This is a genomic window from Haloferax litoreum (genome assembly GCF_009674605.1).
GTDB lineage: Archaea > Halobacteriota > Halobacteria > Halobacteriales > Haloferacaceae > Haloferax > Haloferax litoreum.
On sequence record NZ_WKJO01000001.1, the window covers coordinates 592461 to 606973 of the forward strand.

Consider the following 14513-nt stretch of genomic DNA (forward strand, 5'->3'; position numbering starts at 1 on the left):
TGTCACCGACGATTATCGGGTCGCTGCTCTCCCCGCCGCGAAGAGGCCGGCAGCACCCTGCACGAGGAAGACGACGCCGACTGCGAAGACCAAGAGCGTGAAGAGTGCGCCGAGGGCATCGTTGTTCGGAAAGGCACCCGACGAGCGAATCGCGAGAGTCCGGGCCGCGTTGAACACCGAAATTCCGACGAGTATAGCCCCGACAAAGACACTTCCTCTATCTCCAGTTGCGAGGACGAGCATCACTGAATCGGACGATTTCGGTGTGTCGTCGGCGTGTTCGTCGTCGGTCACGAGTCGGCCTCCAGTTCATCGGTCTGCAGGTACATAGACACGACAGCGAGCGCCCGCGGCATAAGTGTCGGCCAACGTTGAAACCCGATGCCGACGAAGTGTCAGTTATGAAACTCGGTGTCGTCTCCGATACGCACGACAACCTCGACTACGTCGAGGCGGCGGTAGCACACTTCGAAGCAGAAGACGTGGACGTGGTCGTCCACTGCGGGGACATCGTCTCGCCCTTCTCGGCCACGCCGTTCGACGCGGACTTCGAGTTCCACGCAGTCCGCGGCAACAACGACGGCGAGTGGAAACTCCGGGGCATCGTCCAGTCGATTGGTACCTACCACGACGACTTCGCCCACCTGACACTCGATGGACAGGAGATAGCCGTCTACCACGGAACCGAATCGGGTCTCGTCGACGCCCTCATCGAATCAGGGGACTACGACTACGTCCTCCGCGGCCACACCCACGAAAAGACGCTCGAATATCACGGCAAGACGACGCACATCAACCCCGGTGGACTGCCGATTCCGGGGGCGGACGAATCGTTCCACGTCGCCGTCGTAGACTTGGGAACTGGAAACGTCTCGTTCGAGACGCTGTAGTCGAATCGGCCGACAGACACGCTCGACAGAACGTGTAAGGGATGCTCTCACACGGGTCGAGGAGAGACGAGAGGGAGTGGGTGGTCGAAATACGTGAGAAGGGTGGCTGAACAGACGATTCGCCGATTAGTCGTCGGCGAACTCCGCGCGCGCCTGTTCAGAGAATCCAGAAGGGTCGCCGGAGATGCCGACGCCGAGTTTGCGGTCGGTGAGTTCCATGCTCGTCTTCTGGTCTTCGAGTTCGAACATCGCGCGAATCGCGTCGACGTTCTCGGGAATCACGTCGGACTCCTGGTGGATGGCCTGGAAGAGGTAGAGGTCACGGCCGTTCACGCCGATGGACTCGCCCCAGACACAGTTCTCCCAGAGGTCACCGCGCGGGCGTTCTGCGTCGAGTGCGAGGTCCTTGAGTTTGCCCGCGCCGTCGATGCCGAGGCCCTCCGGGATGACGTAGATGCGGTCTTCACCTTCGAGCAGTTGGCGGACGTGCGCACCCGTCACGTCGTCTTCGAGCGTGACGTTGAGGGCGTGGACGTGCATCAGGGTCGCCGGCACCTTCAGGCCGAGCGTGTCGATTTCGAGGTCGGGGAAGATGGTCTTCACGTCGGGGCCGTGGTGCGAGGGCACCTTGATTGGGTTCGGCAGAATGTCGTTGATGGGGCCGCGAGAGTTCTGGCCCGGGTCGCCGCCACGGCGGACGAGCGTCGCGCGAACTTTCTCGACACCGTACTCCTCTTCGAGGGGCGCGATGATGCGCGAGAGACCGGTCGTGTTACACGAGACGACGCGGACGTAGTCGGCGTCGCGTGCCGCGGCGTAGTTCGACCGTGCGTTGAAACTGACGTCGGCGACGTCGGCGTCCTCGCCACCCTGGAAGATGGCGGGCGTGTGGTGGGTCTCGTACAGTTCTCGGTTCTTCGCACCGATGCCCGAGGGCGTACAGTCGACGATGACGTCTGCCTCGGCGACGAGTTCGTCTACCTCGCCAGCGAGTTCGATGCCAGCCTCGGCGAACAGTGGTGCCCGCTCGGGAATGGCGGCGTACATCGGGTACCCGCGTTTGACGGCAGTGTGCGCTTCGAAGTTGGGTTGCGTCTTGGCTACGCCGATAATCTCCATGTCGGGTTGCGCCTCGACCGCGTCGGCGACGCGCTTTCCGATTGTACCGTAGCCGTTGACACCCACTCGTATCATGGTATGAGAGACGACCGTAGGCGACCATAGTTATTTCGATGGTTAATGGCCAGAAATTAACTACGAGGCGAGTGAGTCGCTGGATTACCTCCGAGACGAGTGAAGTTACGACCGGCACGATGGTCGGGGAGACGAACCAGAGAACCGGCCGGGGGCGGCCAGATGGGAACGCCTAACCCGGCAGGTATCGCAGGGTGTCACATGACGACGGACGACTCCGACCTCCGCGCCGCCAGCGAGACGGCAGTCCACCAGTGTCTCGACCTCCAGCCCGACGAATCCCTCCTCGTCGTCACCGACGACAAACGCCAGCGCATCGGCGAGGCGCTCTACGAGGTTGCGTGCGACGTGACGGACGATGCATCCATCATCCGATACCCACCGGGGAACCAGCACGGCGAAGAACCGCCGGCACCCGTCGCCGCGGCGATGGCCGAAGCCGACGCCTTCCTCGCGCCGACGACGAAGAGCCTCAGCCACACTCGCGCCCGCGGCACCGCCTGTGACGCCGGTGCTCGCGGAGCGACGCTTCCGGGAATCACCGAAGACGTGTTCCTCACCGGCCTCGACGCCGACTACGACCTCATCTACGACCACAGCAAGGCGATGCTCGACGCCGTCGGCGACGCCGACGAAGTCCGCGTCACCACCGAGAAGGGGACGGACATCACGTTCGTCCGCGGTGACCGCGAATGGCTCGCCGACACGGGCGACATCTCTGACTCAGGCTCGTTCTCCAATCTCCCCGCGGGCGAAATCTTCCTCAGCCCCGAGTCCGCCACGGGCACCTACGTCGTCGACGGGACGATGATGCCCCACGGCCTCCTCGACGAGGGCCAAGACCTCCGCTTCGAAGTCGAAGACGGCTATGTCACCGAGATTTCGGACGACGACATCCGCGAACAGGTCGAAGCTGCCGCCGAAGAAGTCGGCCAAGACGCCTTCAACCTCGCCGAAATCGGCATCGGTACCAACGTCGGTGTGACCGAACTCGTTGGCTCAGTCCTCCTCGACGAGAAGGCCGCCGGCACGGTCCACATCGCCATCGGCGACGACGCGGGCATCGGCGGCGACACCGACGCCCCACTCCACCTCGACGGTATCATCCGTGACCCGACAGTGTACGCCGACGGCGAGGAAGTCGACCTGCCACAACCGTAGAACGGTCCGCCACCCACTGGTTTTCGACTCACTGACCGAGACAGCGACCACCGAATGCGAACCCACAGGATTCGAAACACAGCAGTTCGCCCCTCCCGAGTGCGAGATAGGCCGCGCCATCGACGACGGCCAGCCCAGCGGTGTCCGGTGACCCCAGAATTCGCCCGGACCCTCGGTTCCTCCCAGTCGACCGGTCGAGGGCGTAGAGATAGTTCGGCGACGCCGGTTCGTTCGTCCGTTCGGCGACGACGTACACGTTCGGCCCCGCGACCACTGGCGTCCAACTGAGTGAGACGACCGGCGTCGGGCCGAACGACCAGACGGGTTCACCGGTGTCGAGTCGTCTCGCGACGAGCATCCTCTCGGTGACGTAGTAGACGAGTCCCCCCGCGACGGCGAGTCCTGACTCGGCCCGTCTGCTCGCCGGTTCCAGCCAGAGAAGTTCGAACGTTCGACGGTCGATAGCCGCGATAGATTCTGGGTCGCCGGCGAGTGGGACGAGTATCGTGTCGCCTGCGATGGTCACAGGCCCACCGACAGGGAGCGAGAGGGACCACTCCTGTGCCCCGGTTCTGATATCCAGTGCGACGAGTCCCGAGTCGCCGTCGAAGAACGGGACGTAGACCCTCCCCTCGCTGGCAGAGAGTGTCCACGGAACCTTTCGAGCGTTGAACCCTGCACGCCACCGTGGCCGGCCGTTTTCGGCGTCGACGGCGACGATACCCGATGGTGGCGTTCGGTCGCCGAACGTCGCCGTCACGGCCATTCCATCGGAGACTATCGGAGGTGCGACGACCGGATACGACTGCTCAGTCGTGGGGACGGGATGGGTCCACGACAGGTCACCGTCGGTCGTCAGCACGTGCAGTCCCTCGAACGTTCGAACGTAGAGTCGTCTATTGGCGACGACGAGCGAGTCGTGGTGATACGCAATCTGGTCGAAGGAGGCCACCGAGACGGTGGTCTGCCAGATTTCCCCACCCGTTGCGACGTCGAACGCGGAGACGACCGACTCGTGTTCGCCGTCTTGCCCGCCGCGCGTGTGCAGGTAGTAGACTCGCTCGTCGCCGACGACTGGCGTACTCGTCGGGTAGGCGTCGAACACGTCCGCACGCCACGCGACGGCGAGATTTCCTGTCGGGCCGGTTACCGGTGAAAAACCGGTTCGCGCGTCGTCGAATCCGCGCCGCGACCACGTCCCCTCGTAGGTTGGGTGGTCGCCCCCGGAGACACACCCGGTGGTCGCCGAGAGTGCAGAGACGCCCACAGCGGCGAGGAACTGGCGACGGGTGGGACTGACCACGACAGAGAAGTAGGTCGTCCACCGGCAAAAGCGTCAGTCGTGGGTTCGCTGATACTCACACCTCGGCACCGACTCCCACGCGGACGAGGAGAAAGGCGGCTTTTTACGGCCTGACAGGCTAGCGGCCTGCATGAGCCTACCCGACGCCGGCGAACGCGTCCCTCTCCCCTGTCCGTCGTGTTCGCCCGACGAACCCACCGTCCACGAGGTACTGAAACCCGGCGGTCACTCGACCGTCCGCTGTACCGAGTGCGGTCAGGTCCACAAAGAGAAAGTAGAGATTCCCGACGAAATCGACATGGACGTCGTCGTCTCGCAAGACGGGTCGTCCGTCTCGACCACCGTCTCCGCGCCCAAAGAGGCGGACATCGCCCTCGGCGAAGAGTTCATCGTCGACACCCCCGAAGCGATTCAACTCGTCCGCATCACGGGCATCGAAGTCGGACCCGACGAACGCGTCGAAGAAGCACTCGTCGAGGACGTACAGACGGTCTGGACCCGCGTCGTCGACAACGTCGCGGTGAACGTCACCGTCCATCCGAAAGACGGCAAGCGCGAGGACACGCGCAGTATCACCGTCAACGTGCCCGGTGACTACGAGTTCGTCGTCGGTGAGACCGAGTCGTTCGGTGACGAAGAGGTCAAAATCGAAGGCCTCGTCGTCCGCGCCGACGCCCCAGAGTACCGCCACGGCAAACTCGACCACCCCGGAGACATGGTCTACGCGAAGGACGCGAAGCGCGTCTACGCCCGCGACCAGACCTCCACGGCGTGGTCTGCCTGGTAAGGCGACAGACGACGCTCCGCCATCCCGGTACTCACCGCACACCACTCCTCATCTCACCCCGCACGGAACGACTTTTTCTCTCCCGACCCCGTCGGTTCGGACATGCCGACGCGCGACCGGTCGCAGTCTTCCGTCGAATCACTCGCACTCCTCTGGGCCGCCCGCGAGAGCGGCGTCATCGACGCACTCACGACCAACGCGGGGACCGCCGAGGCCGTCGCCGAGAGTGCCGGCATCGACCTTCGAGCGGCGCGAATTACCGTCGAAGCGCTCGCTTCGATGGGGTTCATCAAACGCGTGGGCGACGAGTACGAGATAACGAATCGGGCACTCGGATTCCTCGCGAAGCGCGACGTTCGGTCTATCGGCCGCCTCCCGCACGCACTCGACTACGTCTCGCTGTACACCGACCTCCCGCAGACGATGGCGACCGGTGACGCGCCCGACTTCCCCGACGAGTGGGTTCGAAATCGACTCGGCGCGCACGACGCCACCGACGAGTCAGTGGTCCGTGCCTGTGTGACCGCGGCAGTCCGTGAGGAACCCGATGCGACCCGTGTTCTCGACCTCGCGGGCACGTCGGGCGTCTTCGCTCGCGAGTTCGTCGAACGCGGGTACGACGTGACGTTCGTCGAGGACGCCGAGACGGTCGACGTGGTCCGACCGTTGCTCTCGCGGGCAGGCGTGAACGTCGTCGCGGGAGACCCTACCAATCCGCCCGTCAGTGGTTTCGACCTCGTTTTCGTGGGCGACGCGTTCGCGGGACGAGATGCAAAAGAGGCAGTCCTGCTGGTCGAAGGAGCATACGACGCCCTCGAATCCGGGGGGACTGCCGTGTTCGTGGACACACTCCACGGGCAATGTTCGACGGAAGCGACGACGAGGCGCGCAGTCGATGCGCTGGCACTCGGTCGCGGTGACCTGTACGACGAGGCGACGGTCCGGTCGTGGGTCGATTCGGCGGGATTCGACCGGCAGATGTCCCAAGACGTTCCCGGAACCGACTTGCAGGCGATTGTCGCCGAACGTGCGGTTGATTAGTGACCACCACCGAACGCTGGTATGGACAACTCGGTGCTGCGCCACGACATGGTCGACGGGTTGGCGGAGCGACTCGACCCGTTGCCCGAGTCCGTCGACGTCGCCATGCGCAGCGTCCCGCGACACGAGTTCGTCACGGACGGGCCGTATCAAAACCGCCCGACCGAACACCGAAAGACGAATACGACGATTCTCTCTCCGACGACAGTCGCCCGCTTACTGTCGGCACTCGCCGTCGAACCGGACGACGACGTACTTGTCGTCGGTGCCGGCGTCGGATATACCGCCGCCGTCCTCGCCGAAATCGTCGGTGACTCGAACGTTCACGCCGTGGACATCACCCGAACACTCGTCTACGAGGCCCGACAGAACCTCCAGCGTGCCGGGTACGAAGGCGTCCTCGTGGACTGCCGCGACGGCGCGGACGGACTCCCCGAGTACGCGCCGTTCGACCGCATCCTCGTCGAAGCCTCGGCGGTCAACCCGCCGCGCCGTCTCCTCGCGCAACTCGACGACGACGGGCGACTCGTCATGCCGAGAGGCGTCGGCGAACAGGCCCTCGTCGCCATCGAAGACGGCGACGTAGCCAAGAAGTTCGGCCCGATAGCATTTAAACCGTTACTCGTCGACGGCGAACAGACCGGGAGTATCGTCCGAAACCGAACGAAGCGCGAAGACCCCGAGTACGAAGGCCGCGGGTGGCACGCCGGACACGGGTGGGAACAAGACTGGATTGACTGGGGAGCGCACCGTTAGCCGTCGATTCTCGACAGAATCGAGCCAGTCGAATCGCTGATACTCACGATTCCTGAGTACCGAGAAGCGTGTGCAAGAGATATGGTAGTGGGTAACATATCAATGCGTGGTGAACCACTCATGGAAAAGAACGTCGGCGGATACGACCGCATCGCTCGATTCATCGTCGGACCAGTCCTCATCATCGTCGGCGCAGCAGCGCTCGCCGGATTCCTGACGATTGCAACAGGCACACTCGGACTCGTCGTCGCAGGTGTCGCACTCCTCGTCGGAGCAGTGCTGACGACGACTGCGGTGACACAGAAGTGCCCGCTCAACAACGCACTCGGCTTCAACACCTACAAAGGTGCAACGAAGACCGAACCAGAAACCTCGGGCAAAGCCCGGGTACAGTAATCTTTTCTTCGGCCGTCAGGTCTTGAGACCGCTGCCCGTCAGCGGAACGACTACGTCGTCGTCTTCGTCGATGACGCCCGAGATGCGCAGTTCACGGAGCGCGGCGGGTGCGACGGCGCAGGTTGGTTCGGTGTAGAACCCGTGTCGGTGGAGTCTGTCGAGTTCGTCTTCGACTGCGTCGGCCGAGAGTGCGATAGCGTCGCCGTCAGTCGCGTCGAGTGCCTCGTGAATCTCCGACTCGCGGACGGGGTCGAGAATCTGGATACCGTCTGCCACGTCGTTCGTCTCGGTAGGGGTTCGGTGGCGAGCCTCCGCGATTGGGGCGTAGCCAGCGGCCTGTGCACCGTAGAGACGCGGCACGCTGTCTATCCAGCCTGCGTCGTACAGAGCTTGGAAGCCTCGGTAGGCCCCGAGGAAGAGCGTCCCGTGTCCGAGCGGTGTGACGACGGCGTCGGGTGCACTCCAGTCTCGCTGTGCGGCGAGTTCGTAGGCGAACGTCGCCGTCCCCGCGAAGAACGCCGGGTTCCAGGCGTGACTCGCGTACCACGCGTCGTTCGCTTCGACGGCCTCGACGCAGGCGTCGGTCACGTCCTGTCTGTCACCTTCGATGCGGACGGGTTTCGCGCCGGCGCGTTCGATAGCACGGAGTTTCGAGGGCTTCACCGACGCCGGAACGTAGATTTCGGCGTCGATACCGGCGCGTGCGGCGTATGTCGCGATGGCGGCACCGGCGTTTCCTGAAGAGTCTTCGACGACGCGGTCCACGTCCAGTTCGTGCGCCAGTGAGAGCGTCGTCGTCGCCCCGCGGTCTTTGAACGACCCGGTCGGGAAGACGTACTCCAGTTTGAACGAGGCGTCCCACTCGGGTGCCTCGACGAGGGGAGTCATTCCTTCTCCGAGCGTTGCGTGCGGGGCGGTCGGGAGGAAGTCGTCGAACGCCCAGAGGCCACGGCGGAAGTCGAGTCCGGCGTCTTCGGGCGTCGTGGCCGAGGGAACGAAGTCGGCCGCGAAGTCGAGCGGTTCGCCACAGGAGCACCGCCAGCGCCACTGGTCGAAGGTCGACCCACAGTCGGGACATTCGAGACGGAGGTGAGACGGGAGAGGGTTGCTCGTTGTCATCGTCAGTTAGTACGTGTCGATGTCGATGCCGACCGAACAGACGTATTCGCCGCTGGCGACCTGTGGCAGTCGCCGGGTGCGCCAGAAGATACCGGCGTGGTCGGCGGTGACACGGGCTTTGAGTTGGCCGAACACGTCGGTGACTTCGAAGAGCACGTCGCCCGACGAGACTTTCTCGCCGAGGTCACGCTTGAAGCGGACGAGACCACCGGCGGGCGACCCGTACTGGTCGAATCCGCGGGCGCGAGTCTGCGCTTGGAGTTCGACGTCGCCGTCGACGAACCCGTATCCGCGCAAGACGTTGTGGACGCCTTCGACGCCCTTGCGGATGCTCTCTTCGTCCCACCCGACACAGCCCCCGAGTTCGGGGTCGATAGTCGGGATGCCGGCGTCTGGCCCGGCACGGGCGAGTTGGCCATCGGGCCCCTTCTGGTCGAGGACGTAGCCACACCCGAAGGTCTTGGCGAGACGGAGACACTTGGCGTGCATCCGGTGGTGACGGCCACAGCGGACCCGAACCTCGTCTATCATCCGACTGGTCGACCCCTGATGGAGGTCCAAGATGAGGTCGGCGCGCCGCGCGGCCTGAAACGTCGTGGCCGCGATGCGTTCCGACGAGGTACCTCGCTCGTCGCCGGGGTACGCACGGTTCATCTTCGTGTCGTCGATGGGGTTGCGGTGCTGGGCGACCTGAAACGCGTGGTAGTTGACGATGCCGACGACGAGAATCGCGCCGGAGAGTTCCGCAGGGTCGATTTGCGGGACGACGCGTTGGATGACGCCGACGCCGTTGAGTTCGTCCCCGTCCGAGGCGGCCTGCATGTAGAGCGTCTTCCCGGACGACGCGCCGTTGATGACGGCAACAGGCAGGCCGACGGACCCGCCGTCGCGCGATTCACCCACCTCCAAGCGGCCCACGTCCATCTCCCCGGGGGCCGCACTCGCCGTTCCCAAGGTAATCATATCGCGAAACTCGGACCCACCTCCCTTTAGGGGTTCGGTCCGGCGAGTATCGCCACGTCTCCGGTGGGTGGTCGAGGCGTCGAAAAAGCGGTGTCGCTTTGGTCACCCGGTCGTAACTGGCGAGTGTGACAGACGACGTTCCCGAACGACCGCCTGCTGCCGGTCTCGTCCAGGCGCTCGACCTGCCGCGAAACGCCGCTATCGGCGCTGCCGTCGGTCTCGGACTCGCCGTCGTGGCCTACCTGTTCCGCGTGCTGGAACTGTTCGGGCCATTCGCGGGCACGCGCGAGTATCCCGTTCTTGGGCCGGAAGGCTGGTTTCTCATCCTCGCGTTCGTGCTCGCGTCGGCGACGGCACTCCTCGTGGCGACAGTGCTGACGCTCGTGTCGGCGTATCGGTTGAGTAAGACGCTCTGATTACTCGTCGAACTCGCGTTCGTCGCCGACGAGTTCGCCGAGTCGTTCGGCCCCCGCGCGCGTCCCCTTTGCGATTATCAGGTCACGGCCGTGGAGTCGCGTGGTCGGCCCCGGCGAGACGACCCACTCGTTGTTGCCGGCGCGGCGAACCGCGATGACGCGCATGCCAGTTTCGGTCTTGACACGCCGGTCACCCAGCGTCGAGTCTGCGAGGACACTCCCGGGCGCGACGCGCAGGCGGATGATGACCTCGTCGGACTCTTTGACTGCCGCGGCGACGACGGGGTGTGCGTCGATGCCGCGGAGGACACCCTCGGCGATTTCGAGGGCCGCGTCGCTTATCATCTCCGTCGCGCTGGCGAGTTGGACGAGGCCACGGAGGGAGACGGGGTCTTCGACGCGACTCGCTGCGCGGAGTGTCCACGCCTCGAAACGCGACTTTAGTGCGTCGACCTCCGCTTCGAGTTCTTCGACTTCTTCGGCGACACCTTCGCTGTCGAAGAGGACGGCACCGTACGCGAGGTCGACGGCGAGTTCGCTCATGTCCTTCATCAGGACGATGGAGTCGACGGCGCGTTCGAGGTCTTCGATGGTCGGTTCTTCGACCTCGGGTGGGTCGTACGGCGCTCCCGTCGCCGCCTCGTGGACGGTTCGAAGACCCTCGTCGCGGCCGCGGAGGAGGAGTACGTCGTCCGCGCGGAGGGTGGTCTCGTGGTCCGGGTTGGTCACCCACTCCCCCGCGCGGTGGATGGCGACGACTCGGACGCCCGTCTCCGTCTCCATGTTGATGTCGCCGAGTGACCGGCCGACGTAGGGAGAGTCCGGCGTGAGTTCACAGCGAATCGTCGTCTCGACGGCCTCGGGGAGGGCGGCGCGGATGGCGTCGGGGAGGCCGATATCTTCGATGACGACCTTCGCGATGTCGCCTGCGGCGTCCGAAATCTTCTCCGCAGCGCCGACGACACCGAGGACGGGTGCCAGTTCTTCTGCGTCCTCGGGACTCCGGGCGGCCATCATCAGACTCATGCGCGCTTGCAGTTGCAGGATGTCCATCCGCTCTTCGAGGTCCAGCACCTCGACTGCGAGTTCGTCGTTCGCGTGGAGGACAGACGAGTACGAGAGGTCGATGAGTAACTCCGCCGTATCTTTCATCTCTGCGAGTACGGCCTTCACACTCACAGGCTCGTACTCGACGTCCTCCGGGTTCATGCGCCCGCCTTCACGACGTGACGGGAAAAGACTTGCCAGGAATATCGGTGCCACCGTTTCTCGACTAGTCCTACGTCGTCATCACATATGACATGGGCGGGCGACCGAGTTGCGCGCCACACAGAGACACGCCCGCAACTGGTGATGAGACAACCCCATATAATAAGGGAATAAATTTCGACAACTGTCGAGAGCCCGTTTAGTCAGTTTGTGTGTCCAGAATCGCACGACAGCGCTCGTATCGTATGTGTATGCCGGTCGATAACATATGCAGGGAAACGATAACGCTTTTTTGATATGGTAAGCAACGTTCTGGGTATGTCAGGCGAACTGAAGCGGGGGCTGGAAGGTGTGCTGGTCACCGAGTCGGAGCTCAGCTTTATCGACGGCGACGCTGGACAACTCATCTACCGCGGCTACGACATCGATGACCTCGCACGCGACGCGAGTTACGAGGAAGTGCTGTATCTCCTCTGGCACGGGAAACTTCCGAATAGTGAGGAACTCGACGCGTTCTCCACAGAACTCGCGGCGCACCGCGACCTGAACGATGGAGTTCTCGACGTTGCGCGCGAACTCGCCGAGCAGGACGAGTCGCCCATGGCGGCACTCCGAACGCTCGTCTCGGCGATGTCGGCGTACGACGAGGACGCAGACTTCGAGGACGTGACCAACCGTGAGGTCAACCTCGAGAAGGCGAAGCGCATCACCGCGAAGATGCCGTCGGTCCTCGCCGCCTACGCACGATTCCGACGCGGCGACGACTACGTCGCTCCGAGCGACGACCTGGACCACGCAGCGAACTTCCTCTACATGCTCAACGGTGAGGAACCGAACGACGTTCTCGCCGAGACGTTCGACATGGCCCTCGTCCTGCACGCGGACCACGGGCTGAACGCCTCGACGTTCTCCGCGATGGTGACCGCGTCTACCCTCTCGGACATGTACAGTGCAGTGACCTCGGCAGTGGGCACGCTCTCGGGGTCGCTCCACGGTGGCGCGAACGCGAACGTCATGCGGATGCTGAAAGACGTCGACGACAGCGACATGGACCCCACGCAGTGGGTCAAAGACGCGCTCGAACGCGGCGAACGCGTCGCCGGGTTCGGCCACCGCGTCTACAACGTCAAGGACCCCCGCGCGAAGATTCTCGGCGAGAAGTCCGAGGCACTCGGCGAGGCCGCCGGCGACATGAAGTGGTACGAGATGTCGGTCGCCATCGAGGAGTACATCGGTGAGGAGAAGGGTCTCGCACCCAACGTCGACTTCTACTCCGCGTCGACGTACTACCAGATGGGCATCCCCATCGACCTCTACACCCCCATCTTCGCCGTCTCGCGCGCCGGCGGGTGGATTGCACACATCCTCGAACAGTACGACGACAACCGTCTCATCCGGCCGCGTGCTCGCTACGTCGGCGAGAAGGACCTCGAGTTCCCCGCGCTGGACGACCGGTAGAGACGACACGGGCACGGGTTCTTTTTGAGTCGCTGACGAGCGGTGCGTCTATCGTGTGATTTCCGTGAGGCAATGGTACGTGAGTCACCACTGTCCACTCCTGTCACAACTCTATCACGAGTGTCGCACACGAGTTGTTGTCCAATTATCACATCAACGAATTAGCACTGAGACGACACCTGAATGACGAGCGTCATACGCCGAACTCAGGTCGCCGCAGTCTTGCGGTTTCACTTTCACCGCGGGTGGGGGACGTTTATATACATAGGGCGCAGAAACACAGTTGCACGTCACACGCGTGCATTCCCCCTTTCCCCCACATTCTGTTCGACGAGCGACGGCGCTCGACGGCCATGTGAGTTGACAACACGCCGGTGATTGGAGACTATCCCGAACGATTAAACACGAATGGCGGCGATTCGTGACCATGCTCTCTCTTTCCGACGTTCGAGACGCCCGCGAGCGTGTCGAAGCGGTTGCTCGACGAACACCGCTCGATTACTCGCACACGTTCTCAGATATGACAGGTGCCGAGGTTCACCTGAAACTAGAGAACTTCCAACGGACGGGGTCGTTCAAGATTCGCGGCGCGATGAACCGCATCACGACGCTGTCGGAAGACGAACAACGCGCGGGCGTGGTCACGGCCAGCGCCGGCAACCACGCACAGGGTGTGGCACTCGCGGCGACACGGGCGGGTGTCGACTCGAAAATCGTGATGCCGGAGTACGCACCCATCACGAAGGTAAAAGCGACAGAGCGCTACGGCGGCGACGTCGTCCTCTACGGTGCGGACTACGACGAGGCGCAGGCGAAAGCACACGAAATCGAGGAGGCAGAGGACCGAACCTACGTCCACGCCTTCGACGACGAGTACGTGATGGCCGGACAGGGAACGATTGGCCTCGAAATCGCCGAGGACTGCCCTGACCTCGATACGGTCGTCGTCCCCATCGGTGGCGGTGGCCTCATCTCCGGCATCGCGACGGCCATCAAAGAGCAATACCCCGACGTTCGCGTCGTCGGCGTGCAGGCGGAACAGGCCTCCAGTGCCGCAGATTCGCTCGACAAGGGGTCGGTACAAGAAATCGACGAGGCTGACACCATCGCCGACGGTATCGCAGTCCGACGAATGGGGGACAAGACGTTCGACGTCATCCAAGAGCGCGTCGACGAAGTCGTCACCGTCTCAGACGAGGAGATTGCCGTCGCACTCATGTACCTGCTCGAACGCTCGAAGACGCTCGTCGAAGGTGCAGGCGCGGTGGCGCTGGCGGCACTCATCTTCGAGAAGTTCGACTTCGAAGCGGACGAGGTCATCGTCCCGGCGCTGTGCGGTGGCAACATCGACATGAACACACTGACCACCGTGGTGATGCGCGGCCTCGTCGAGACAGGTCGGTACCTCAAGATTCGCACCGAACTCAAAGACCGACCGGGGTCACTCGAGCAACTCATCCAGATTATTGCCGACAAGAAAGCGAATATCTACGCGGTTCGGCACGACCGAACCTCGCGAAAGATTGCGTTGAACGCCACAGAGGTCGAAATCGACCTCGAGATGCGCGGCCCAGAACACGTCGATACACTCCTCACTGCGCTCCGTGGAGAGGGGTACGAAGTCGAAGTCCTCGACTGAGTCGGAGATACCCGACAAAACCGAACATTCCAAAAGAGCGAATATACAGAATTCGAGTGTTTAACCCGGGGTACGATGGTTTTCAGCTCGTGGGAAACGGCGTGAGCATTGACTACCCACAGTTCTTAGGTTCTTTTTGAGGCTCTGTCGGCACCTGCCGTCCGTCTCACCACGCTCAGAC

The 14513-nt window shown here is 63.3% G+C and carries 15 protein-coding genes; 9 read left to right on the top strand and 6 right to left on the bottom strand.

The window, feature by feature from the left end; translation table 11 throughout:
• Positions 1-12: 12 nt before the first annotated feature.
• Positions 13-294, bottom strand: a complete 282-nt coding sequence (locus GJR96_RS03060) for a hypothetical protein (protein WP_151161583.1) — start codon at positions 292-294, stop codon at positions 13-15.
• Positions 295-401: 107 nt separating this feature from the next.
• On the opposite strand from GJR96_RS03060, the gene GJR96_RS03065 reads away from it, so the two are divergent.
• Positions 402-890 carry a metallophosphoesterase gene (locus GJR96_RS03065; protein WP_151161584.1) on the top strand — a complete coding sequence of 163 codons (489 nt, stop codon included), beginning with the start codon at positions 402-404 and terminating at the stop codon, positions 888-890.
• Positions 891-1016: 126 nt separating this feature from the next.
• Here the strand turns inward: GJR96_RS03065 and GJR96_RS03070 are convergent, their stop codons facing one another.
• On the bottom strand, positions 1017-2084 hold the full coding sequence (locus GJR96_RS03070) for a type II glyceraldehyde-3-phosphate dehydrogenase (RefSeq protein ID WP_151161585.1): 1068 nt from the start codon (positions 2082-2084) through the stop codon (positions 1017-1019).
• 201 nt (positions 2085-2285) lie between these two features.
• Between GJR96_RS03070 and GJR96_RS03075 the strand changes: the two genes are divergently transcribed.
• Positions 2286-3245 carry an aminopeptidase gene (locus GJR96_RS03075; RefSeq protein WP_151161586.1) on the top strand — a complete coding sequence of 320 codons (960 nt, stop codon included), beginning with the start codon at positions 2286-2288 and terminating at the stop codon, positions 3243-3245.
• Positions 3246-3273: 28 nt separating this feature from the next.
• Here the strand turns inward: GJR96_RS03075 and GJR96_RS03080 are convergent, their stop codons facing one another.
• Positions 3274-4548, bottom strand: a complete 1275-nt coding sequence (locus tag GJR96_RS03080; RefSeq protein WP_151161587.1) for an outer membrane protein assembly factor BamB family protein — start codon at positions 4546-4548, stop codon at positions 3274-3276.
• 130 nt (positions 4549-4678) lie between these two features.
• Here GJR96_RS03080 and GJR96_RS03085 point away from each other — a divergent pair, with 130 nt between their 5' ends.
• From GJR96_RS03085 to GJR96_RS03100, 4 genes are all read left to right on the top strand, one after another.
• Positions 4679-5335 (top strand): HVO_0476 family zinc finger protein, encoded by a 657-nt coding sequence (locus GJR96_RS03085; RefSeq protein ID WP_151161588.1) that lies wholly within the window; start codon positions 4679-4681, stop codon positions 5333-5335.
• 102 nt (positions 5336-5437) lie between these two features.
• Positions 5438-6376, top strand: a complete 939-nt coding sequence (locus GJR96_RS03090; protein WP_151161589.1) for a class I SAM-dependent methyltransferase — start codon at positions 5438-5440, stop codon at positions 6374-6376.
• Between the two features lie 21 nt (positions 6377-6397).
• Positions 6398-7132: a protein-L-isoaspartate O-methyltransferase family protein gene (locus GJR96_RS03095; protein WP_151161590.1), complete on the top strand. Its 735-nt coding sequence runs from the start codon at positions 6398-6400 to the stop codon at positions 7130-7132.
• Between the two features lie 120 nt (positions 7133-7252).
• Positions 7253-7528 (top strand): YgaP family membrane protein, encoded by a 276-nt coding sequence (locus GJR96_RS03100; RefSeq protein ID WP_151161591.1) that lies wholly within the window; start codon positions 7253-7255, stop codon positions 7526-7528.
• 15 nt (positions 7529-7543) lie between these two features.
• On the opposite strand, the gene GJR96_RS03105 is transcribed toward GJR96_RS03100, so the two are convergent.
• Together GJR96_RS03105 and GJR96_RS03110 are read right to left on the bottom strand one after the other, a co-directional pair.
• Positions 7544-8647, bottom strand: coding sequence for a pyridoxal-phosphate dependent enzyme (locus GJR96_RS03105; RefSeq protein ID WP_151161592.1), 1104 nt, complete (start codon positions 8645-8647; stop codon positions 7544-7546).
• 6 nt (positions 8648-8653) lie between these two features.
• Positions 8654-9610 (bottom strand): succinylglutamate desuccinylase/aspartoacylase family protein, encoded by a 957-nt coding sequence (locus GJR96_RS03110; RefSeq protein ID WP_151161593.1) that lies wholly within the window; start codon positions 9608-9610, stop codon positions 8654-8656.
• A gap of 125 nt (positions 9611-9735) precedes the next feature.
• Between GJR96_RS03110 and GJR96_RS03115 the strand changes: the two genes are divergently transcribed.
• Complete coding sequence (locus GJR96_RS03115) at positions 9736-10026, top strand: DUF7536 family protein (RefSeq protein WP_151161594.1); 291 nt, start codon at positions 9736-9738, stop codon at positions 10024-10026.
• Here the strand turns inward: GJR96_RS03115 and GJR96_RS03120 are convergent, their stop codons facing one another.
• Positions 10027-11235, bottom strand: a complete 1209-nt coding sequence (locus tag GJR96_RS03120) for a potassium channel family protein (RefSeq protein WP_151161595.1) — start codon at positions 11233-11235, stop codon at positions 10027-10029.
• 318 nt (positions 11236-11553) lie between these two features.
• Between GJR96_RS03120 and citZ the strand changes: the two genes are divergently transcribed.
• Positions 11554-12693 (top strand): citrate synthase, encoded by a 1140-nt coding sequence (gene citZ / locus GJR96_RS03125; protein ID WP_151161596.1) that lies wholly within the window; start codon positions 11554-11556, stop codon positions 12691-12693.
• Between the two features lie 427 nt (positions 12694-13120).
• Positions 13121-14332 carry a threonine ammonia-lyase gene (gene ilvA, locus GJR96_RS03130; protein WP_151161597.1) on the top strand — a complete coding sequence of 404 codons (1212 nt, stop codon included), beginning with the start codon at positions 13121-13123 and terminating at the stop codon, positions 14330-14332.
• Positions 14333-14513 lie beyond the last annotated feature (181 nt).